This window comes from Chryseobacterium shigense (assembly GCF_900156575.1).
Lineage (GTDB): Bacteria > Bacteroidota > Bacteroidia > Flavobacteriales > Weeksellaceae > Chryseobacterium > Chryseobacterium shigense.
The window spans coordinates 88,496-111,597 of sequence record NZ_FTNY01000002.1 but is presented as its reverse complement, the minus strand read 5'-3'; the positions used below and the strand labels follow the sequence as shown (position 1 = coordinate 111,597).

Here is a 23,102-nt window from a genome sequence, read left to right as displayed (position 1 = left end):
GCAGCACTTTATCTATTTTTAAGTTTATAAATAGTCATTATGAAGAAAATTACAGTTGGAGCAATGTTGCTCTCAATGATGTTCGTAGGGGTGAAAGCACAGTCTTTGAAATCACCGGATGGAAAATTTGAAATGAATTTTCAGCTGAAACAGGGAGTACCTTATTATAACCTGAAGTATAACGGAGCTGTGGTGGTGGAAGATTCTAAGTTAGGATTAAGATTATTTAAAGACTCAGCCATCAAATTCGCATCTGAAATTGCCAAAGCAGATGACGCCAAATTTGATTTGAACAACGGATTCACCAAAACAGATGAAAAACGTGACTCCAAAAACGAAACCTGGCAGCCGGTTCTGGGCGAAAAGAAAAATTATATCAACCATTACAACGAACTTGCAGTGACGCTGGATCAGTCTTCTACAAGCAGAAGTATAGTTGTAAAATTCAGACTGTTTAATGACGGCCTTGGATTCCGATATGAATTTCCACAGCAAAAAAACCTCAATTATTTCGTGATCAGGGAAGAAGATTCTGAAATCGATTTTCCAACCGATATGAAGGCCTGGTGGATTGTGGCAGATTACGATTCTCAGGAATACCAGTATCAGGAAACAAAAATCTCTGAAATTCCTGCACAATGGGACAAAGCATTCGATGCGAATGCCTCACAGGCGTTGGTGAAAAATGCAGTTCAGTCTCCGTTAATGCTTAAAAAAGAAGGCAAAGATCCTTTATATATCAATGTTGCGGAAGCAGCCGTTTTAGATTATCCCGCTTCCCATCTTGAAGTGGATGCTCAGAATTTTAAATTCAAGACCCATCTTACTGCCGACAGACAAGGAGCGAAAGGATATATTCAAACCCCTTCAGTAACGCCTTGGAGAACCATTATTGTGTCACCGAAAGCAGAAGAGGTGATGGAGTCTAAAATGATTTTTAACCTCAATGAACCTACAAAATATACCGACACCTCTTATATTCACCCTACAAAATATATGGGCGTATGGTGGGAAATGATCATCGGAAAATCACAGTGGGCTTATTCTACAGCTGAAAACGTTCACCTGGATAAAACCGACTTTTCAAAGCTTACCCCGAACGGAAAACACGCTGCCAACAATACAAAAGTAAAAGAATACATCGATTTTGCTGCTGAGAACGGTTTCAAAGGATTACTGATCGAAGGCTGGAATATCGGTTGGGAAGACTGGTTCGGTCACTCAAAAGAATTTGTTTTTGATTTCATTACTCCATATCCAGATTTTGACATCAAAATGCTCAATGATTATGCCCATTCAAAAGGCATCAAGTTAATCATGCACCACGAAACGTCAGGCTCTGCCACCAATTATGAAAGATGGTCAGACAAAGCCTTCCAATTGATGAATAAATATGGCTACGATGCCGTAAAAACAGGGTATGTAGGGGATATTATTCCAAGAGGGGAACACCATTATTCTCAATGGACCATCAACCATTTTTACAGAATTGCTGAAAAAGCAAACGAATATAAAATCATGGTCAATTCCCACGAATCAGTTCGTCCTACAGGAGAAAGCCGTACCTACCCGAATTATATTTCCGCAGAAGCCGCCAGAGGAACCGAATATGAAGCATTTGGAGGAAACAAGCCGGATCATCAGACCGTTCTTCCTTTCACAAGATGGATGGGTGGATCTATGGATTATACGCCGGGAATTTTCCAGACTAAACTGGATTATTATTTCCCTGGTGATACACGTTTCGTTAAAACCACACTGGCAAAACAGCTTGCTTTATATGTAACAATGTATATGCCTCTTCAGATGGCAGCAGACCTTCCTGAAAACTATAAAAAACATATGGACGCATTCCAGTTCATTAAAGATGTGGCGGCAGATTGGGATGACACTAAAATTTTATCTGCTGAGCCGGGAGACTACGTGATCACGGCCAGAAAAGCCAAAGGAACTGACAACTGGTTCGTTGGCGGTATTACAGATGAAAACAAGCGTGATTACACGGTAGATTTCTCTTTCCTGGATAAAGGAAAAAAATATGAGATTACAGTATATGAAGATGGAAAAGATGCAGATTACATCGATAATCCTCAAAGCTATAACATCTACAAAAAACAGATCACCAGCAAATCTAAATTGAATTTCAAAATGGCCAGAAGCGGCGGTTTCGCTATTTCTGTTAAACCTGTTAATTAATAGGTAAATTTATATGAATTATGCCCCGGCTCATTCTGTCTTAGGAAAAATGATTCGGGGCATTAATTTTTTATTGAACCCAATTGACCCTGTTTTTTAAAATATAATATTAAATTGAAATCAGATTCCGAATCATGAAAAAAATATATGTTGTATTCGCGCTTTCAGCAGCTGCCACAGCTTTTTCCCAAACAAAACCTTTAGAAAAGGTGGAGCCCGCCTTTTGGTGGAAAGGAATGAAAAATCCCGAACTTCAGATTCTGGTGTACGGAAAAGATATTGCCCATAATGAAATTGAACTTTCAGATGGAATCAAAGTAAAAAACATTCAGAAAGTTGAAAACCCCAATTATTTATTTGTTACGGTCAATACCAATGAGATCAATGTCCCGAAGTTTAAAATCAATCTTAAAAAAGGAAAAAAAAGCATCGGTTCCTATACCTATGAACTGAAAGAAAGAGCACCCGGATCTGCCGACCGTGAATCTTTTACCTCAAAAGATGTGATGTATCTAATCATGCCGGATCGTTTTGCCAATGGAGATGAAAAGAATGACTCCAGGCCGGATCTCATTGAAAAAGCAGACCGAAGCTTACCAAACGGAAGACATGGTGGTGACCTTCGGGGAATTATCAACAACCTTGACTATATCCAGAACCTCGGGGCAACTTCTGTCTGGCTTACTCCCGTTAATGAAGACAATGAAAAAGTGTATTCCTACCACGGATATGCACAAACAGATTTGTATAAAATCGACGGCCGATATGGAACCAACGAAGAATACCGCGAACTTTCACAAAAACTGAATCAACGCAATATGAAGCTGGTCATGGATTATGTGACCAATCACTGGGGAGTGTCCCACTGGATCATCAAAGACCTGCCTTCAAAAGACTGGATTCACTGGTTTGACGAAGGGAAAAATGGTTTTTACCGCTCCAACTACAAAACAACCACCCAGTTTGATACCAACGCCTCAGAAATTGATAAAAAATATGCACTGGATGGCTGGTTTGATACCACGATGCCTGATATCAATCAAAAAAATCCGCTGGTCTTAAAATACCTGACCCAGAATGCCATTTGGTGGATTGAATATGCAGAATTAGGCGGTCTCCGTGTAGATACCTATCCATATAATGATAAAGAAGCCATGGCCAGCTGGGCAAAGGCAATTACCGATGAATATCCCAAATTTAATATTGTAGGGGAGACATGGCTGTACACGGCAGGACAGATCTCTGCATGGCAGAAAAACTCCAAAACAGGAGAAGCAGCGAATTACAATTCAAACCTGCCTTCCGTAATGGATTTTATGCTCTTCGCCGATATGCCGAAAGCCCTTAAAGAAAAAGAAGGCTGGGACACTGGAATGATCAAACTTTACAATGTTTTTACCAGCGATTTCCTGTATCCGGATATCAATAATCTTCTGGTCTTTTTTGAAAATCACGACACCGAAAGATGGAATGAGATCTTCAATGCCGATCCTAAAGCCTATAAAATGGCATTGACCATGATTTCTACAGTCAGAGGTATTCCGCAGATCTATTATGGTTCTGAAATAGGCATGAAAGGCGATAAGAAAAAAGGTGGCGATGCAGATATCCGCAGAGATTTTCCAGGAGGATGGAAATCAGATTCAAATAATGCATTTAATCCGTCATCACAAACGGCACAGCAAAAGGAATTTTATCAGTTTAGCCAAAAATTATTAAACTGGAGAAAAGGTAAAGAAGTGATTCATAGCGGGAAAACTAAAAATTACGTTCCTCAGGATGGAGTCTTTGTTTATTTCAGGGATAATGATAAGGACAAGGTAATGATCATCATCAACAATAATGACAAAGACCAGACGTTAGACTTAAAGCGTTTTGCAGAATCTTTGGGCAGCGTTACCAAAGGAAAAGACATTATTTCAGAAAAAGAATTTTCTATAGAAAAAAATCTTACAATACCTGCAAAAACTCCAATGGTGATTGAACTCCAAAACTAAATTAATTATACAATGAAAAATATAACAATAATCTGCACGATGATGCTATTGGGACTTGGTTTTACAGGAATGAATGCCCAATCTGATACTGCTCAATTTGAAAAAAACAAAACAGAAATAGGAGTTATGCTCGATGGATTTAACGCTGCTGCTGCAAAGGCTGATTTCAATACCTATTTCAATTATTTCGCAGATGAATCTACTTTTATCGGGACAGATGCCACCGAAGTCTGGGATAAAAAAGCCTTCATGGTTTGGGCGAAACCGCATTTTGACAAAAAGAAAACCTGGAATTTCACTGCTCTGAAAAGAAATATCTATTTCAGCAAAGATGGGAAACTGGCCTGGTTTGATGAACTGTTGGATACCCAGATGAAAATATGCAGAGGTTCAGGGGTCGTAGAAAAAATAAAAGGTAGCTGGAAAGTAAAGCAATATGTACTCTCTGTAACCGTTCCCAATGACGTTGTTGATAAAGTAGTTGCAGAAAAGACACCGATTGAAGAGGTTTTAATTAAAGAATTAAAAGCAAAATAATGGAGCCACCGCACAGTTCACTTTCACAAAGAATAAAACCCAATCTTTCCATGCCTCAGATCATCAATATGAGTATGGGGTTTTTGGGAATCCAGATGGCTTTTGGTCTGCAAAATGGTAACGCCAGCAGAATTCTGGCCAATTTGGGCGCTGACGTTCATGAACTGTCATGGTTCTGGCTGGTAGCGCCCATTACAGGATTGATCGTTCAGCCGATTATCGGGCATATGGGAGACAACACCTGGAGTCCTTTGGGAAGGCGAAAACCTTATTTTTTAATTGGAGCGATCCTTTGCGCCCTTGGCCTTGTGCTTCTTCCCAATGCAGCCACCGTGACCCATCTTTTTGCTGCTAACGCTTTATTGCTGGCTGTACTATTTCTGGCGATGATGGATGCTTCCGTTAATATTGCAATGGAACCTTTCCGGGCTTTGGTAGGAGACATGCTTCCCAAACATCAGGGAACCCTGGGCTTCTCTGTTCAGACCATTCTGATTGGGATAGGCGCAGTAGTCGGATCATATATCCCGGGTATACTGACTTCGTTAGGCGTGTCCAATGAAGCACCTGAGGGATTTGTAGCAGATAACGTGATCTACTCTTTTTATGTGGGAGCCAGTATACTCCTACTGACCATTTTGTACACTATTTTTACAACTAAGGAATATTCTCCGGAGGAATTTGCAGCTTTTGAAGACGGGAAAGAGGCCCCGCAGGAACCTTCAAAATTCACGGATATTTTTAAAGATTTTGCAGGCATTCCGGCACAGATGAAAAACTTGGGTGCTGTACAGTTCTTCTCGTGGTTTGCATTGTTCACGATGTGGGTATTTACGACAAGTGCTTTAGCGACTCACCATTTTGGGCTTTCTCCTGAAGATACCCATTCCAAAGCATTCAATAATGCAGGAGATCTGACCGGCAAACTATTCGGAATGTATAATCTTTGGGCTATTCCCTTTGCGTTTTTATTAACCCCGATCGCCAAAAAAATAGGAAAGAAACAAACACATGCATTGGCCCTTTTGTGTGGCGGATTTGGTTTGATTTCCATGTATTTTATTAAAGACATTAATCTTCTATGGATTTCTATGATAGGCCTGGGATTCGCCTGGGCGAGTATTCTTGCTATGCCTTATGCGATGCTTATTGAAGTGATTCCACAAAGGAAGATGGGAGTTTACATGGGAATTTTTAATTTCTTTATTGTTATTCCACAGATTATCAATGGTTTGTTAGGTGGTCCTATTGTAAGCAATATCTTCGGAAATCAGGCTATTGATTATATTGTTGTTGGCGGTGTATGTATGCTGATTGGAGCTGTTGTTACCATGATTTTCGTCAAATCAGAAGACGAAACACCGAAGGAAATAGAAGGAGAGATCAAACAAGTACATTTTTAGAAGGTAGATATAGAAGTTAGAAGGTAGAGAATGGAATATCTCAAAAGGTATTACAATAATAGATCACAATAAAACATAATAAGCGGACTAAAGTCCGCTTATTATGTTTGGTAAAAGAAAAGATATAGCCATAACTTAATGATCTTATCTCTTTAATTTTTCTTAATGGTTTAAAATAAAATTGCTCATGAGCAATTGTCAAAACTGACCATTCACTGATCTAGGCCAAAGCGGTTTCAATCGCTGCAACTGCCTTTGAAAAATTCTCCTCTTTTAGTTGAGGAACCATCATTCCCTGAGATTTGAAAACTTCCACATCGGTAATTCCAATGAATCCAAACAGAGTTCTTAAATAATGCTCCATATTCTCAATAAGTCCGTTTTCATAAACGCCGCCAACCGCAAAATTAAGATACAGTTTTTTGTTTTGTAAAAGGCCTTTTGGTGTTCCATCCGCATAAGAAAATGTCTTTCCCGCTACCGCGATACTGTCTATCCATGATTTTAAAGTAGAAGGAAAAGTGAAGTTGTAGAAAGGAACACCAATAACAATGATATCAGCCTCCTGAATTTCTTTTAATGATTGCTCGGAATATTTCGAGGCTTCCTTCTGTTCATCATTCTTTTCTTCGTCCGGAATTCGGGAAGCATTAAAATGATGAATGTCCAAATGGGGAATCGGGGTTAAAGCCAGATCACGAACCGTCACTGTACTGTCAGGATTTTTATCTAACAATTGATGGATGACCGTTTGAGAAAGTTTATTACTTACTGAGTCTTCTCCACTGATACTGCTCTGAATATTTAAAATATTTGCCATTTTGTTTGAAATTTTTTCGTTTTTATTAATGACAAAATTATTGTAATTTTACTTTCCAAAGTATAGCAGTTACCTAAAGGAAAGTGAAAAAAATGGAAAAACAGCATAATCATAAAGATTGCATGCAGGCATTAAAACCTGTCCGGGACACGCTGGATGTTATTAATGGGAAATGGAAATTGCAGATTATCATTTCTTTGAATGCAGGCAATAAACGTTTTACGGAAATTGAAAGAAGTATTCCTAAACTGACATCAAAAGTTTTAGCCAAAGAATTAAAAGAACTGGAACAAAATGGTTTAGTAGAAAGAATTGTTAAAGATACCTATCCGGTAAGCATAGAATACCATCCGACGAACTATACCGGTACCTTACATCCTGTAGTAGAATCTTTAAAAGATTGGGGCGAAAACCACCGTAAACACATCTTCGGAATTCCCACGGAAACTGAAACCCCCGAAAAAGCTAAATAAATGCTCATTACCATTGAGAAATCTGCTCAATCCGCAAAATCCGCGCGAGATAAAAAATAATACATTACAGGAATAAATAGGGATTAATTTGAATATAAAATTCAATAGGAGCGGGCTTTAGCCCGCTTTCAAATTAAGCATATCAATAAAGGCTTTTGCCAAAACTTAAAATTCCACCAGATCAGAGCACATGAAATCACATATCAAAACTAATCAATATCCCCAATCAATTTTATCTTTGATAAAATCCTCGCGCCTTAAATATCCGGAGAGTAATAATCTTGCGCCTTTGCGTTTAACCAAAAAACAGCCTAAAATCCTTTCTTAACCTACATCAACACTTTCAAACACCTCTATATCCTACATTTGTACCATAAAATAATCACAGTATGAAAACAGTATATCATAAAGCAGATTCAAGAGGCCACGCAGATCACGGCTGGCTAAATAGCTACCACACCTTCAGTTTTGCCAACTATCAAAACAAAGACAGAATGAATTTTGGTGTTTTAAGAGTATTGAACGACGATACCGTTTCACAGGGAATGGGATTTGGAACACACCCGCACAGGGACATGGAAATTATATCAATTCCTTTGGAAGGAGATTTGGAACATAAAGACTCAATGGGAACTACTGCCGTTATCAAAAAAGGAGAGATCCAGGTCATGAGCGCCGGAACCGGAGTGATGCACAGCGAGTACAATAAAAATAAAGACGAAGCAGTGAAATTTCTGCAGATCTGGGTTTTCCCTAAAGAAGTGAATGTGGAACCGAGATATGATCAGAAAAGCATCAAAGAAGGGGAGAAAATCAATGGATTCCAGCAGATTTTGTCTCCCAATAAAAATGATGACGGAGTTTGGATCCATCAGGATGCATGGTTTAATCTGGCTAATTTCAAAGCAGGAAACGGCAAAAATTATATGCTGAACAAAAAAGGAAATGGAGTTTATGCCTTCGTTTTAAAAGGAAGCGCCAAAGTAGGAGACCGGGTTTTGAATGAAAGAGACGGATTGGGAATCTGGGACACGCAGAGTTTTAATATTGAAGCAGTAGATGATGCTGAAATCTTATTAATGGAAGTGCCAATGGAGCTTCCGGATTATTTAAAATAATAAAATACAGATTTTGAAAATCTTTGCGATCTTTGGGTAAAAATAAAGACTTATTAATAATCAAAATACATTAAACAGATAAACAATAATGAAAGTTTTAGCAATAGCAGGAAGCAATTCAGATGCTTCAATGAACAGACAGTTAGTAGCCTATGCATCATCTCTGTTTGACCATGAAGAAGTAGAAGTAATAGATTTAAACCCTTTCGAAATGCCCATCTATAAGCACGAAAGAGAATTGGCAGGAGGTGTTCCTCAGGAAGCAAAAGATTTTGCCTCAAAAATTGATGGAGCTGATCTTCTTTTGGTATCATTGCCTGAGCACAACGGAACTTATTCTACAGCATTCAAAAATGTGTTCGATTGGGTATCCAGAATTAAAGACAGAACGGTATTTAATCAGGTGCCCATGTTATTGATGTCAACCTCTCCGGGAGGCAGAGGCGGAGCGGGAGTTTTAGAAGCTGCATCGAAGCGTTTTCCTTCCCATGGTGGAAATATTGTAGAAACTTTCTCACTTCCTTTCTTTAATGACAACTTTGATAAAGCGGCACAAAAGATTTCCAATGATGAGAAAGACAGCGAATTAAAAGATAAAATCAAGAAGATTGCAGCCATTGAAACCCTCCTTGAAAAATAGAGTTTGAATATTAATTTAAAATTACTATTTTTGCAAAAAGAAAAAGATGAAAATTCAGACCACTTTTAAAGAATGTTTCTCAGAGAAAGGGAAAACTGTGGACTCTGAAATTCTGAGATAAAATAACGGCCGATAATCTACCAAGATTGTCGGCTTTTTTATTTTCTAAAACCGATATAAAAAGTAATTATAGAAATAAAATGTACCAATATACCAATGTATCAATATACCAGTTTTTTGGTTTTCCAAACAAGATGATTGTTACATTGTTAAACTGATATATTGCTACACTAATAAAATTATTAAACATGAGCAACACTTACAAATCAGCAGGCGTAGACAAAGAAGAAGGGTACAAAACGGTTGATAAGATCAAAAAAGCAGTAGGCGAAACCCATAACTCAAATGTATTGAACCATTTGGGGAGTTTTGGAGCTTTCTATGAGATCGGAGGATATAAAAATCCGGTGCTGGTTTCAGGAACAGATGGAGTAGGAACCAAGCTGAAAGTAGCTTTGGATACCAAACAATACGATTCTATCGGGGTCGACTGTTTCGCCATGTGTGCCAATGACATCCTTTGCCATGGTGCAAAACCTCTATTCTTCTTAGATTATCTGGCTTGCGGAAAGCTGGATTCAGAAATTGCTGCTGAAATCGTTCTTGGAATGGTGAAAGCTTGTAAGGACAACAACTGCGCATTGATTGGTGGTGAAACTGCTGAAATGCCGGGAATGTACCAGCCGGGAGATTATGATGTTGCAGGATTCTGTGTAGGGATCGTGGAAAAAGATCAGATTATTGACGGTTCTACCATCAAAACAGGAAATAAAATCATCGCACTTCCAAGCTCAGGATTCCACTCCAACGGATTTTCATTGGTAAGAAAAGTATTCCCTGACTTCCAGGAAGAGTTTGAAGGAAAACCTTTATACGAAACCCTTTTAGTACCTACAAGATTATATTACAAAGATATTCATAAAGTGTTGGAGGAAGTAAAAGTTTCCGGTATTGCTCACATTACAGGAGGAGGACTTTACGAAAATGTTCCGAGAATTATTCCTGAAGGGCTTTGTGCTTCTATCGATGCTGCCAAGATCAAAATTCCTAGTGTAATGCTTGAACTGGAAAAAAGAGGTGGCGTATCCCGTGAAGAAATGTTCGGAACCTTCAATATGGGAGTAGGAATGATCATCGTAGCTGATGCAGATCACGCAGAAAAAGTATTACATCTTTTAGACGATGCTTACGAAATCGGAGAGATCACGGAGGGAAGCGAGAAAATCAATTTAACAATATAACAATATAACAATGTACCAGTGTACCAGTGTACCAATTGAATTCATTGTTACATTGCTAGACTGATCCATTGTTAGATTATCAACATGAAAAATTTAGTTATACTCGTTTCAGGTTCCGGGACCAATCTGCAGAGAATCATAGATACCATTGACAACGGAGAAATCCAGAATGCAAAAGTATCTTTGGTAGTGGCAGATAGAGAATGTTACGGACTTGAAAGAGCAAAAAACCATCATATAGACCATCTTTTGATCCCAAGAGGAAAGAACTTCAGCAATGAATTGGGACATGTGATTCCGAAAGATACAGATCTGATCGTATTGGCAGGATTCTTATCCATTCTAAAACCTGAATTCTGTGAAAACTGGACAGGGAAGATTATCAATATCCATCCTGCATTGCTTCCTAAATTCGGAGGAAAAGGAATGTGGGGAATGCATGTTCACAATGCCGTTATTGAAGCTGGGGAAAAAGAAAGCGGTGCAACCGTTCATTTTGTAACTCCAGGCATTGATGAAGGAGAACCGATTCTTCAAAAATCATTTGAAGTAACGGCAGAAGATACTCCGGAAACGATTGCAGAGAAAGTACATCATATTGAATATGAAATATTTCCAAAAGCGATCAATAAAGTTTTAGGAAATCAATAGAATAATGTACCAATATAACAATGTACCAATGTACCAATTATGATCATTATTACATTGCTAGACTGTTACATTGATCCATTGTTACATTAAAAAAGAAATCTAAGTAAATAAAAGTAAGTCCGGGGGTGAAAGACCGGGCTACAGTTTGAAATAGCTGTGAAAAGTAAAAATTGAAAGTAAAAGTCTTGAAGGGACAATTTAATCAAGGATAGGATTTTTATCCTAATGCTTATAAAAAATCCCCAAGGACGATTTAAAACAAACATAGGATGCAATCCTATGGGAAAAAATCAAAAAGTAAAAATGAGTAAAAAGAGAGTTTTAATCAGTGTTTCTGACAAAAGCGGCCTGATCGAGTTCGCCCAGTTTTTGGAAGCCCAGAATTATGAGTTGATTTCTACGGGAGGAACGTTCAAGCATTTGAAAGATGCTGGTTTAAATCCGATTCAGATCGATGAGGTAACCAATTTCCCTGAAATGCTGGACGGAAGAGTGAAAACCCTTCACCCTAAAGTACACGGAGGTCTTTTAGCAGTTCGTTCCAATGAAGAACACATGAAAACCGTTCAGGAACATGGAATTGATCTGATCGATATGGTGATCGTCAACCTTTACCCTTTCTTTGAAAATGTAAACAAAGATATTTCTTTACATGAGAAAGTAGAATTCATCGATATCGGCGGTCCTTCAATGCTTCGTTCGGCAGCTAAGAACTTCGATTCTGTTACCGTAATTACCGATGTGGAAGATTATGCAACGGTAAAACTGGAAATGGAACAGAACGGTGATACATACATCGAAACCCGTAAAAAGTTGGCAGGAAAAGTATTTAACCTTACTTCAGCTTATGACGGGGCTATTTCAAGAATGCTTTTAGATGAAGAATATCCTGCGTATCTTAATGCTTCTTATAAAAAAGCATCTGATTTAAGATATGGTGAAAACCCTCACCAAACTGCTGCTTACTACGTTTCTACGTTTGAAAACGGTGCGATGAAAGATTTCGAACAACTAGGTGGTAAAGAACTTTCTTTCAATAACCTTCGTGATATGGACCTTTGCTGGAAGGTAGTAACCGAATTCAAAGAAGAAATGGCATGCTGCGCAGTGAAGCACTCTACCCCTTGTGGAGTAGCCATCGGAACTTCAGCATTGGAAACTTACCAAAAAACTTTCGAATGTGACCCGATTTCTATTTTTGGCGGCATTGTTGCAATGAACTACAAGATCGATGCAGCAACAGCTGAAGAGCTGAACAAAACGTTCCTTGAGATCGTCATGGCTCCGGAATTTGATGAAGCAGCTCTTGAAGTTTTAAGAAAAAAGAAAAACCTTAGAATTATAAAAATCGTTAACCCGGTTTCTGACAAGCAAACGTGGGTGAAAATTGACGGAGGTATCCTGGTTCAGGATAATGACTCCCATTTTTCAGACGATATCAAAGTAGTAACTGAAGTACAGCCTTCAGAAGAACAGAAAAAAGCCCTTCTTTTCTCTCAGAGAGTCGTGAAGTACGTAAAATCAAACGCGATTGTTGTTTCCAATGGTATTCAGGCCTTCGGAATCGGTGGCGGACAGGTGAACAGAATCTGGGCGACCGAGCAGGCCATTGAAAGAGCAAAAGAGAAATTCACAGGAGATCTTGTACTGGCTTCTGACGCCTTTTTCCCTTTCCGTGACGTAGTAGATTTCTGCGCTAAAGAAGGAATTAAAGCAATCATCCAGCCAGGTGGAAGTGTAAAAGATCAGGACAGTATTGAAGCTGCCAATGAGCACGGTATTCCTATGATGTTTACCGGGGTGAGACATTTTTTACATTAATTAAAATAGAATTAAAAAATAATTTGGGATTGTATTTATAGCATTCAAAATTATATATTTGTAAAATAGACTAGATAATAAATAAAGTATGAGAATATTAATCATAGGTGAAGGCGGTAGAGAATCTGCTTTAGCAGCAAAGCTTCAGAATGACCCAAGAATTTCTAAAATGTTTTTTGCTAACGGTAATGCTACCACCGATGTAATAGGGAAAAATGTTCATTTATCAGAGATCAAAGAACTGAGAGATTTTGCCATTAAAGAAAAGGTGGATCTTACCATTGTAGGTCCTGAAGCACCTCTTGTTGCAGGTCTGAAGGATGAATTCAAAAAGCACGATCTTAAAGTTTTCGGTCCGAACCAAAAAGTAGCGAGTCTGGAAGGAAGTAAAGCTTTCTCTAAGAAATTTATGCAGACCTATGATATCAAAACGGCTAAAGCGGTAGTATTTGATTCATATAATGATGCTAAAGAATATGTTCAGACTCAGCAGTATCCTTTAGTAGTGAAGGCAAGCGGTCTGGCAGGTGGAAAAGGGGTAGTTATCTGTGACAACCTTGAAGAAGCTGAAGCTACGATCCACGATTTCATGATCAGAAGAATTTATGGAGATGCAGGAATCCGTCTGGTTATTGAAGAATATTTAGAAGGTTTTGAAGCTTCCATCATTGCATTCTCCAACGGTGAAAAGATTTTCCCTTGTATCGCGGCCAAAGATTATAAAAAAGCTGGAAATGGAGATACAGGACCAAATACCGGTGGTATGGGATCTGTAGCACCAAGCCCTGATTTTACGCAGGAGCATTATGCCGATTTTGAAAAAAATATCTTACAAACTACCATTAACGGTCTTAAAGGAGAAGGATTCAGCTTTAAAGGAATCATTTTCTTCGGATTGATGGTGACTAAAAACGGAACTTACCTTCTGGAATACAACATGAGATTCGGAGATCCGGAAACTCAGGTATTAATGGCATTAATGGAAAACAATCTTCTTGATGTGATCCAGGACTGTATGGAAGGAAAAGATATCGAGCTTAAGTTTAAAGACGAAAAAGCAGTATGTCTTGTTATGTGTTCAGGAGGTTACCCTAGAAATATTGAAACAGGTTTCGAAATTGTAGGAGAGGACAAACTGAAACATTCCAAACTTCTTTACGCAGGTGCCGTAAGAAAAGCGGACAAAGTAGTTTCTAACGGTGGAAGAGTTCTGAACATCGTTGCTACAGGAGCTACCTATGACGACGCCCGCAAAAAGGTTTACGAAGATGCAGCCCATATTCATTTCGATTACGGCTTCTACAGAGAAGACATCGGAAAGTTTTAAAATAAATCACGAAAAAAGATTTGGAACCTTTCCAAGTCTTTTTTTGTAAAACAGTCAATATTAGATACCGGATGCAAGATCTCAGATACCAGGCCCAAAGTCTGAAATCTGAGGTCTGAAATCTGAGATCATTCAAAACATATCAATCAATTATCATTTATAAAATAAAATGAACAACGGTATTATCATATTAGATTTCGGGTCACAGTACAACCAGCTTATCGGAAGAAGAATCCGTGAGATGGGTGTATATTCCGAAATTCTTCCTTTCAATACACCTTTACAGGATATTTTAGCAAAACAGCCCAAAGGAATCATCCTTTCCGGAGGACCAAGCTCTGTGAACGCAGAAAATGCTCATCTGGTAGAAAAAGAATTGTATGAACAAGGGATTCCTGTATTGGGAATTTGCTACGGAATGCAGCTTACCGCTCACCTTTTAGGCGGAAAAGTAAACAAGGGTGAAAAAGGAGAGTACGGAAAAGCTCATTTGGATATTGTCAAAGAAAATGCTTTGTTAAAAGGAGTTACTCAGAATTCTATCGTATGGATGAGTCACTTTGACGAAGTAGGAGAATTGCCTTCAGGTTTTGAATTAAATGCAAAATCAGGAGTTATTGCTTCTATTTCGAATGAAGACAAAAAAATATATTGCGTTCAGTTTCACCCGGAAGTTTCTCATACGGAAGAAGGCGGTAAAATGCTTGAAAACTTTGTTTTCCCAATCTGTAATGCTGAGAAAAACTGGAAACTGACGAACTATATCGAAAAAACAGTTGAAGAAATCCGTGAAAAAGTTGGAGACAGCAGAGTAATCCTTGGACTTTCAGGAGGTGTTGACTCTTCTGTAGCAGCGGTTCTTATTCACAAAGCCATCGGGGATCAGCTGACGTGTATCTTCGTGGATACAGGGTTATTGAGAAAAGAAGAAGGCCAGAAAGTAATGGACAACTATGGAGAACATTTCCATATGAACATTAAAATGGTTGATGCTAAAGAAAGATTCCTTTCAAAATTAGCAGGAGTAGACGATCCGGAACAGAAAAGAAAGATCATCGGAAACGAATTTATTCATGTTTTTGATGAAGAATCTCACAAAATTGAAGGCGCTAAATTCTTAGCTCAGGGAACCATCTATCCTGACGTTATTGAAAGCCAGTCTGTGAACGGACCATCTGCAGTGATCAAGTCTCACCACAATGTAGGAGGACTTCCTGAAGATATGGAATTCGAATTATTGGAACCTTTAAGAGAACTTTTCAAAGATGAGGTTAGAAAAGTAGGTGAGGAGTTAGGTATTCCACATCATTTGGTACACAGACACCCATTCCCGGGCCCTGGATTAGGAATCAGAGTATTGGGCGCTGTAGATGCTGAGAAAGTGAAAATCCTTCAGGAAGCTGATGATATTTTCATTGAAGAATTATACAAAAATGATCTTTACGAAAAAGTATCTCAGGCTTTCGTAGTCCTTCTTCCTGTGAAATCAGTAGGAGTAATGGGAGATGAAAGAACGTACGAATATACAGCAGTAGTACGTTCTGCCAACACCATCGACTTTATGACGGCAACGTGGAGCAGACTTCCTTACGAGTTCCTGGATACAGTATCCAGCAGAATTATCAACGAGGTAAGAGGAATCAACAGAGTAGCTTATGATATTTCAAGCAAACCGCCTGCAACGATTGAGTGGGAATAATCTTGCTTAAATTAATATACATAGATCCTGCCTCTGGGCAGGATTTTTTTATGATATTGGGTTTAAAATTGTTTTATAGAAAATAGTATCAATACAATACTTATTAAGATTAATAAAAAATATATTCCTTTAAATATTTTATTCTCACCAACCATAAAATAACTTATCAATAGTGATAATCCTGAAAAAAAATAAAGGAGATTTTTTCCATCACGGCTATTGAGATTTGAACTGAATAATAAATTTAAATTATGAGAAACATTATTTGCTGAGGCTGAATTTAAAAAAAATAAGGCAAAAATGATGAGGACTGCTATAGAATGAATCAGACGAAATATTTTCATTTTTATGGATGTGTTTTGGGAATAACTTTCTCTGCTGATTATTTTTCCCTAAATTTAAGTAAAATTACGTCAAATGCAAATAGAAACAAGAGCCCTGACCCTTCAGGATTATGATGAATTGGTAGTAACGATGAAACGCGCGTATCCGCAGATGTCCGAATCTATTTGGTCTAAAAAGAGCATCGAAAAGCTCACCAGAATATTCCCTAAAGGTCAGATCTGTATCACTGTGGATGGAAAACTGGCTGCGGTAGCCCTTTCCATCATTGTGAATTATGACGAATTCGGAGATGATCATACCTATGTAGATATTACAGGAAATTATACCTTCAATACCCACCTTTCCACTGGAAATGTACTCTATGGAATTGAAGTTTTTGTAGATCCTGAATTCCGTGAGCTGCGTCTCGGTAGAAGACTGTATGACGCCAGAAAAGAATTATGTGAATTGCTTAACCTGAAGTCCATCATTCTGGGCGGAAGAATTCCGAATTATCATAAATACAGTGATGAGCTTTCTCCAAGAGAATACATCAGAAGAGTAAGAGACAAAGAAATTTACGATCCCGTATTGTCATTCCAGCTTTCCAATAACTTCCTGCCTATAAAGATCCTAAAAAAATATCTTCCTGAAGATGAATCATCACTGGAAAATGCCGTTTTGTTGCAGTGGAACAATATCTACTACAGCAAAAAGCCCAATACCATGCAGGACAGCATCATCCGTTTGGGATTGGTTCAATGGCAGATGAGGCATTTTAAAAATATCGATGCTTTTTATGAGCAGGTAGAGTTTTTTGTTAATGTAATGGGGGATTACAAGTCCGATTTCGTTCTTTTCCCTGAGCTGTTCAATACTCCGTTGCTGGCACCATTCAATAAGCTTTCAGAAAGAGACAGTATGATAGAACTGGCTAAACTGAGTGAAGAAATCAAAAACAAAATTTCTGAACTGGCCATTAGCTACAACGTCAATATTATCTCAGGAAGCATGCCTGTTTTTGATACATATACTAATGATTTGTATAATGTGAGCTACCTCTTGCACCGTGACGGTCGCATTGATGAATACCGTAAAGTCCACATCACGCCAAACGAAAGAAAATACTACGGCATGAAAGGCGGAAACGAGATCAGAGTTTTTGATACCGACTGCGGAAAAATAGGTCTGGTGATCTGCTATGACGTAGAATTTCCCGAATTGCCGAGGATTCTCGCAGATCAGGGCATGAAAATTCTTTTTGTCCCTTATCTTACAGACACTCAAAATGCCTATATCAGAGTACGTCATTGCGCGGCAGCGAGAGCGATAGAAAATGAATGTTATGTTGCTATAGCAGGATGTGTCGGCAACCTTCCGGGAGTCAATAATATGGATATACAGTTTGGGCAGGCTGCCGTATTTACCCCTTCAGATTTTGCCTTTCCATCTAATGCCGTAAAAGGTGAAGCCACTCCTAATACAGAAATGACCCTCATTGTAGACGTAGACCTTAATCTTCTGAAAGATCTCCACCATAACGGCTCTGTTCAGGTAATGAACGATCGTAGAAAAGACCTCTATGAAACCTACCTGAAGTAAGAAGAGTATAATAACAATAAAAAATATCCTGTCATGCGGCAGGATATTTTAATTTTTACACCTTAAAATATAGAGCATTTACCCAGATCTGACTCCGGTCTCTGTTATTCTCAAAGTTCTTAAGCATCAACTTCCGGTCGTATTGTATTTTTTTGTCGAAATACAGTTTCCCGTTGATAAAGACTTTGATTTTTTTGTCAAGATCAACCATTTCAGGAGAGATGAGGATTGAAAGAGACTGAATACAGGACGTTTCGATCTTAAAAATATTGCCGGAATATTCAGCTTTTACTTTACCCGATTTTCTTGGGAAATCAAAAGCATTTTTATTTACATCTTCAGTGATTAAACTGTCCTTTTCATCATACTTCATCCATTTTGTTATTTTAAAATTTAAAGCTTTGTGCCACTGCGCTTTGGATCGCAGCGTATCAAGCCTGATATCAGAAAGCCAATCCGCATTTCCATACTTTTCGTCATCATATTCCCAGGAAATTTCTTTTGGAAAAGGATTTCTTCTTCTGGTTTTTAAATCACTGAAAAGTATGTTGTAAGCCGCTTCCGATTCATCAAACTGCGGAAACCAATGTGGAAACCCATTGTAACGCTCTTCCTTATAGTCGGCTTTGATCCCTTCCATTAACCTCGTGAAATCATCATTGGCATTCGGAGGATAATAATAGTCCTGATCAGTAGAGAAGTTGATAAAAGAACGATTTTTTATATTTTCAATAAAAGTTCCGCCTGTAAAAACTTTAGGATACGTATTAAATCCATAGAAACCTGCAAACTGTCCGGGCTGTTTCATCAGATAAGAAAACGAGCCCGTTGCGCCGTTGGAATGCCCGGAAATAAAAACCTTATTATCATCCACATTGATAGCCTTTTTCATTTGTTTCAGCATTTCCGGAATCATAAAAAAACCATCATCGGGAGTCATCCAATTGTATTTTTTGCCTCCTTTCGGAAAAACCAGAATGACATGATTCAAATCTGCATATTTCTTGTAAAACCTGTTCCATCCGCCAAGGTTTTCCGCAGGCATCTGATAATCTGTGAGGACATTGTTGCGAACGGCACCGTGAAGGAAAAAAAGAACCGGATATTTATTTTCGGGATCATAGTCTTTGGGCAGATGAACCAGATAAGAGGTTGTCGTAGAATCATTTACTTTGAACAAAATGGAATAGTTCTGTTGCTTTTTCGGTAGATAAGGAGCAGAATTCTTTATTTTTGAATACAGTACAGCTGCCTTTTCTTTTTCCTTAAAAGAGTAGTCCTTGATCCTGAAAAATTCATCCTGAATTTCTCTCAGGTCTCTGTAAAACAATTCTTTGTCCCGTAATGCACTTTTTACAAGCGTTTTCCATCTGGGATCATCCAGTAAATTTTTATATTCACTTTTAGAAGATTCCCCAATGACATAATCCCAGCCGGGATAACCATCTTCATCTGCTTTCATTGCTGCTAAGGGGATAAGGTACTGAAAAGCTTTATCATAATTTTTCAGCTCTGAGGCCAGCACCGAAGCTTTGTAAAGTCCTGTTCCGTCAATGCTGTCGGGATAGATTTTAAAAGCATCTTCATACAGTGTCAAAGCTTTTTGATATCCGGTCTCATCTTTAGCTTTCCACATGGTTTCCAGTGCCTTTTGAGTTAAAGTGGAATAGTTTTCCTGTCCGTTGACAAGAAAACAGAGCAGGGTTAATCCCAATGTTAAATAATATCTCATAGATTTAAAAGTCGATGGGACAAACCTACGAAGAGCAGATTTAAAAAACTTGTAAAAATGGAACCTTGAAAATTAAGGTTGCAGATACCAGAAAGTATCCTGAGTGCCCAATACGGTACCCTTATCAAAAAAGCTTTTAGGCGAGTTTTTTGTGAAATTTTTATAGACTTTGTTAAAATGAGACTGGTCATTATAATTGAACTCATGCGCCAGCTCTGTGAAATTTCTGTCGGGGTTGTCAAACAGTTTTTCATTAATGGTCTTTCGGAAAAGGACAATTTCATGAAATTTTTTTACAGAAACCCCTAAATGAGCCTGGAAATTCCTGTTCAGATATTGTCTGCTAATGCCTAATGTGGAGGAAAGCGCTGCAACCGTAAAATCGTCACACCGACTGAAAATATACTCTATAGAGTGCTCAAGAATAGAATGGTCAAACCTTTTAAACCTCTTTTCTAAGCAATTGTCCAAAAGATTGGTGAAGACTTCCGGTTGATCCGTTGAAAAAATTTTCTTCAGCTCATCTTCACTGAAGAATTCAAAATCAGTTATATATTCTGCAAAGTTCAGATGTTTGTAAAACTGTTGTATTCCCAAAGGGTGAAAGACAATCACGAGTCTGTACACCTCTCCAGATTGTATGATATGCAGTACTTTCTCCCGGGTTGGGGTAAAGATCTGTAAAGGTTTGGCATTTTCATCGAAAACAATATGCCCCTTTTCGGCAAGGATATGAGATCTGTAAAGAGAAATCGTATTGTTGAAGTGAGGAAAGCATTGAAATTCATTCACATGGTTGCAGGGTTTTACATCGAGATAATAATAATCAATGTATTGTCTGATCAACGAACTTTTCGGTTTGAAAGTTTTAAATGTTTCTTTCATGTAGTTTTCAATGTTTTAAAACCTTTGCTTAAAAATAAAAAAAGAGCAGATCATGTTCTGCTCTATAGTAATAATGACTTTATACATTTTATACATACTGCGGGCATATCACAGCCGGACAGATCAGTCGGGGACATCTCGGTCTTCCGTCAGTAGGGCAGCATTCATTCGAACAGTTCCCGCCGATAATGATACCATTTCCGCTGATACCTTTTAATTGCGTTCTTGAAAGTTTGTTGTTTTTTAAATTTTTCATTTTGTAATATTTATAGGTTAGTTTGTAATTTGATAAATATAAAGATAAAAAAAACCTTTAAATAATAGTCTATATAGATTTTTTTTTATTTGTATCGATTTTATTATCTGGAGGTTAGGAAAATAAATGAAGAAAAATTGTTATTTTTTTTTCATGATATTCTCGAAATTTACTATCTTCACTGATCAATTTAAATAAAATATAATGACAGGAACAGTAAAATGGTTTAACGAAACAAAAGGTTTTGGTTTTATTACACCAGACGGAGGCGGAAACGATATTTTTTGCCATCATTCAGCCATTCAGTCTTCAGGCCTTAGATCTTTAAAAGAAGGACAGGCAGTAGAATTTGATATTAAAGAAGGTAAAAAAGGACCTGAAGCAGACAATGTTAGAATAGTAGGATAATAACTTATTAAGATATTGTTTAAAATAAAGCTGCCATACTATGGCGGCTTTTTTTATGGCTGGGGTCAGGCAGGAGACTGTTCTGCTGATCGCATGAGCATAGATTCAAATTCAAATAAAAATAGCAATAGGAACAATTTTTGGAGTAATTTGCATCAACTATCTACAAATATATGTTTGACAAGCAGCAAAGAAAACTGAAAAGATCAGCCAGACTTATTTCCGTACTCAGTAAATACGGATTTAAAGATATGCTGGCAAGAATGAATGCAGGGAATAAGCAGGAACCGGTTTCTGCTGATCCCGATGAAGTTGTTTCAAAAGGTACCGTATATGAAAGAATCAGGCTGGTGCTGGAAGAACTGGGACCTACTTTTGTAAAATTGGGTCAGACATTCAGTAACAGGGAAGATCTTCTTCCCCCTGAACTTATTCAGGAGCTGCAAAAGCTTCAGGATAAGGTAGATATGATCGATATGGATGTCGAGGAAATTCTGGAAAACGAATTTAATATATCGGTAAAAGATCATTTCCTTGAAGTAGAGAAAGAACCTCTGGCAACAGCATCTATTGCTCAGGTATACAAAGCTGTTTTGCTTAATGGAAGTCCTGTCATCCTTAAACTTAAAAAAGCTGATGTGCAGACCCTCATTGAAGACGATCTGCTTCTCATCAAAGACCTTGAAAAATTGGTTTCCGCTTATTCGGAGATAGGAGAAAAACTAAATCTTAAACAGGCGATATCAACTTTTGAAAAATCCTTACTGGAAGAGGTCTCTCTGATCAACGAGAAAGAAAATATCCTGCATTTTGCCCGAAATTTCAAGAATAACAAAGAAACCTACGTTCCGAAAATCTATGAAGAATTTTCGAATAACAATATTCTTTGTATGGAATTTATCGATGGGATAAAGGTGACTGATAAAGCCGCTCTTTTAGCCCATGACATCGATCCCGTAAAGGTTTCTGAAGTGGGTTTGAGACTATTTGTATCTCAGATTCTGGATTACGGTTTTTTTCATGCCGATCCGCATGCCGGAAATATTTTGGTGAAAAAGAATGGGAAGATTGTCTTTATCGACTTCGGTGCAGTAGGAAAGATACAACCCAATGATAAGGAGATCCTTGAAAATATGATCGTAAGTTTTGTGGCTAAAAATCCCCATAAAATAGTTCGTTATCTCAAAAAAATGGCAGTCAGTTATGAAATTCCCGATGAAAGAAGATTTGAAAATGATGTAGAAGATATTCTGAATTTTGTTCACAGCTCATCATTGCAGGACATCAACGTTCAGGTGATCATTAATAAAATGAAGGATATTCTAAAAGACAACAGGCTTTATATGCCGGACTATTTTTATCTTTTGTTTAAAGGAATCAGCCTGATAGAAGGAGTAGGAAGAACCATTAATCCGGATCTGGATATTGTGAAAAGCCTTCATCCGTATACCAGAAAAATAGTAACGAAAAAGATAAGTCCAAAGAACCTTTTAAAGACAGGAATGGACAGAATGCTGAATTTTACAGATAATGTAGATGAAATTCCGAAAGAACTCCGGTCTGTTCTTCAGAAACTGGATGATAACAAATTCACCGTATCCAGCGAGATTAAAAATATTGAGAAGACGAACCAGCTGATCAAATCCAGTATCATCAATTTAATTTTGGCCATGATCCTTGGTGCTAATATTATTGCTACAGCTATCGTATTTACTTCAGAATCGGGACCAAAAGTAGGAGAGATGTCTTTGGTTGCTGTTTTGGGGTTTGCTTTTTCTGTAATATTGGTTTTGGTCATTTTGTTGAGAGTAACCAGGAAGTGAGAAAGAAGAGTGTAGACAGGAGACATCAGATCTCAATTATCCTCTTTAACTTTTCATTCTAATTAATACTAGAGCATAAAAGCAGAATC

At 37.9% G+C, this 23,102-nt stretch carries 19 protein-coding genes; 15 read left to right on the top strand and 4 right to left on the bottom strand.

Annotated elements, in window-relative coordinates; genetic code table 11:
* Positions 1-39: 39 nt before the first annotated feature.
* The 4 genes from BW964_RS05975 (at position 40) to BW964_RS05960 (ending at position 6,133) form a co-directional block, all read left to right on the top strand.
* On the top strand, positions 40-2,196 hold the full coding sequence (locus BW964_RS05975; protein ID WP_076505654.1) for a glycoside hydrolase family 97 protein: 2,157 nt from the start codon (positions 40-42) through the stop codon (positions 2,194-2,196).
* A 134-nt stretch (positions 2,197-2,330) separates the two neighbouring features.
* The gene (locus tag BW964_RS05970; RefSeq protein WP_076505652.1) at positions 2,331-4,193 is read left to right on the top strand and encodes a glycoside hydrolase family 13 protein; all 1,863 of its coding nucleotides are present in this window, start codon (positions 2,331-2,333) and stop codon (positions 4,191-4,193) included.
* Positions 4,194-4,205: 12 nt separating this feature from the next.
* Entirely contained in the window at positions 4,206-4,730 is a 525-nt protein-coding gene (locus tag BW964_RS05965) for a nuclear transport factor 2 family protein (RefSeq protein ID WP_076505650.1), read from the top strand.
* A complete protein-coding gene (locus BW964_RS05960) occupies positions 4,730-6,133 on the top strand; it encodes an MFS transporter (RefSeq protein WP_076505648.1) in 1,404 nt (467 codons plus the stop codon). The genes BW964_RS05965 and BW964_RS05960 overlap by 1 nt, the downstream gene beginning before the upstream one ends.
* A gap of 220 nt (positions 6,134-6,353) precedes the next feature.
* Here BW964_RS05960 and BW964_RS05955 read toward each other — a convergent pair whose 3' ends face one another.
* Positions 6,354-6,953 (bottom strand): FMN-dependent NADH-azoreductase, encoded by a 600-nt coding sequence (locus tag BW964_RS05955; protein WP_076505646.1) that lies wholly within the window; start codon positions 6,951-6,953, stop codon positions 6,354-6,356.
* A gap of 92 nt (positions 6,954-7,045) precedes the next feature.
* Here BW964_RS05955 and BW964_RS05950 point away from each other — a divergent pair, with 92 nt between their 5' ends.
* From BW964_RS05950 to BW964_RS05910, 9 genes are all read left to right on the top strand, one after another.
* Positions 7,046-7,426, top strand: coding sequence for a winged helix-turn-helix transcriptional regulator (locus tag BW964_RS05950; protein ID WP_076506676.1), 381 nt, complete (start codon positions 7,046-7,048; stop codon positions 7,424-7,426).
* 389 nt (positions 7,427-7,815) lie between these two features.
* Positions 7,816-8,544 (top strand): pirin family protein, encoded by a 729-nt coding sequence (locus BW964_RS05945; RefSeq protein ID WP_076505644.1) that lies wholly within the window; start codon positions 7,816-7,818, stop codon positions 8,542-8,544.
* An 88-nt stretch (positions 8,545-8,632) separates the two neighbouring features.
* Entirely contained in the window at positions 8,633-9,184 is a 552-nt protein-coding gene (locus BW964_RS05940) for an NADPH-dependent FMN reductase (protein WP_076505643.1), read from the top strand.
* A 308-nt stretch (positions 9,185-9,492) separates the two neighbouring features.
* Positions 9,493-10,485, top strand: a complete 993-nt coding sequence (purM, locus tag BW964_RS05935; protein ID WP_076505642.1) for a phosphoribosylformylglycinamidine cyclo-ligase — start codon at positions 9,493-9,495, stop codon at positions 10,483-10,485.
* An 84-nt stretch (positions 10,486-10,569) separates the two neighbouring features.
* Positions 10,570-11,136, top strand: a complete 567-nt coding sequence (purN, locus tag BW964_RS05930; protein WP_076505639.1) for a phosphoribosylglycinamide formyltransferase — start codon at positions 10,570-10,572, stop codon at positions 11,134-11,136.
* A 303-nt stretch (positions 11,137-11,439) separates the two neighbouring features.
* The gene (gene purH, locus BW964_RS05925) at positions 11,440-12,957 is read left to right on the top strand and encodes a bifunctional phosphoribosylaminoimidazolecarboxamide formyltransferase/IMP cyclohydrolase (RefSeq protein ID WP_076506675.1); all 1,518 of its coding nucleotides are present in this window, start codon (positions 11,440-11,442) and stop codon (positions 12,955-12,957) included.
* 88 nt (positions 12,958-13,045) lie between these two features.
* Positions 13,046-14,284 carry a phosphoribosylamine--glycine ligase gene (purD, locus tag BW964_RS05920; RefSeq protein WP_076505637.1) on the top strand — a complete coding sequence of 413 codons (1,239 nt, stop codon included), beginning with the start codon at positions 13,046-13,048 and terminating at the stop codon, positions 14,282-14,284.
* A 169-nt stretch (positions 14,285-14,453) separates the two neighbouring features.
* Positions 14,454-15,983, top strand: coding sequence for a glutamine-hydrolyzing GMP synthase (gene guaA / locus BW964_RS05915; protein WP_076505635.1), 1,530 nt, complete (start codon positions 14,454-14,456; stop codon positions 15,981-15,983).
* A gap of 417 nt (positions 15,984-16,400) precedes the next feature.
* On the top strand, positions 16,401-17,909 hold the full coding sequence (locus BW964_RS05910) for a carbon-nitrogen hydrolase family protein (RefSeq protein WP_076505633.1): 1,509 nt from the start codon (positions 16,401-16,403) through the stop codon (positions 17,907-17,909).
* Between the two features lie 55 nt (positions 17,910-17,964).
* Here the strand turns inward: BW964_RS05910 and BW964_RS05905 are convergent, their stop codons facing one another.
* The 3 genes from BW964_RS05905 to BW964_RS22480 all read right to left on the bottom strand — a co-directional run bounded on the left by BW964_RS05905 (position 17,965) and on the right by BW964_RS22480 (position 20,782).
* Positions 17,965-19,641 carry an alpha/beta hydrolase-fold protein gene (locus BW964_RS05905; protein WP_076505631.1) on the bottom strand — a complete coding sequence of 559 codons (1,677 nt, stop codon included), beginning with the start codon at positions 19,639-19,641 and terminating at the stop codon, positions 17,965-17,967.
* A gap of 72 nt (positions 19,642-19,713) precedes the next feature.
* The gene (locus BW964_RS05900; protein WP_076505628.1) at positions 19,714-20,526 is read right to left on the bottom strand and encodes a helix-turn-helix domain-containing protein; all 813 of its coding nucleotides are present in this window, start codon (positions 20,524-20,526) and stop codon (positions 19,714-19,716) included.
* Between the two features lie 88 nt (positions 20,527-20,614).
* Positions 20,615-20,782, bottom strand: a complete 168-nt coding sequence (locus BW964_RS22480; protein WP_165789178.1) for a hypothetical protein — start codon at positions 20,780-20,782, stop codon at positions 20,615-20,617.
* Positions 20,783-20,983: 201 nt separating this feature from the next.
* On the opposite strand from BW964_RS22480, the gene BW964_RS05895 reads away from it, so the two are divergent.
* Both BW964_RS05895 and BW964_RS05890 read left to right on the top strand, forming a co-directional pair.
* Positions 20,984-21,190, top strand: coding sequence for a cold-shock protein (locus BW964_RS05895; protein ID WP_073336871.1), 207 nt, complete (start codon positions 20,984-20,986; stop codon positions 21,188-21,190).
* 173 nt (positions 21,191-21,363) lie between these two features.
* Complete coding sequence (locus tag BW964_RS05890; RefSeq protein WP_076505626.1) at positions 21,364-23,013, top strand: ABC1 kinase family protein; 1,650 nt, start codon at positions 21,364-21,366, stop codon at positions 23,011-23,013.
* The last annotated feature ends 89 nt before the right edge of the window (positions 23,014-23,102 follow it).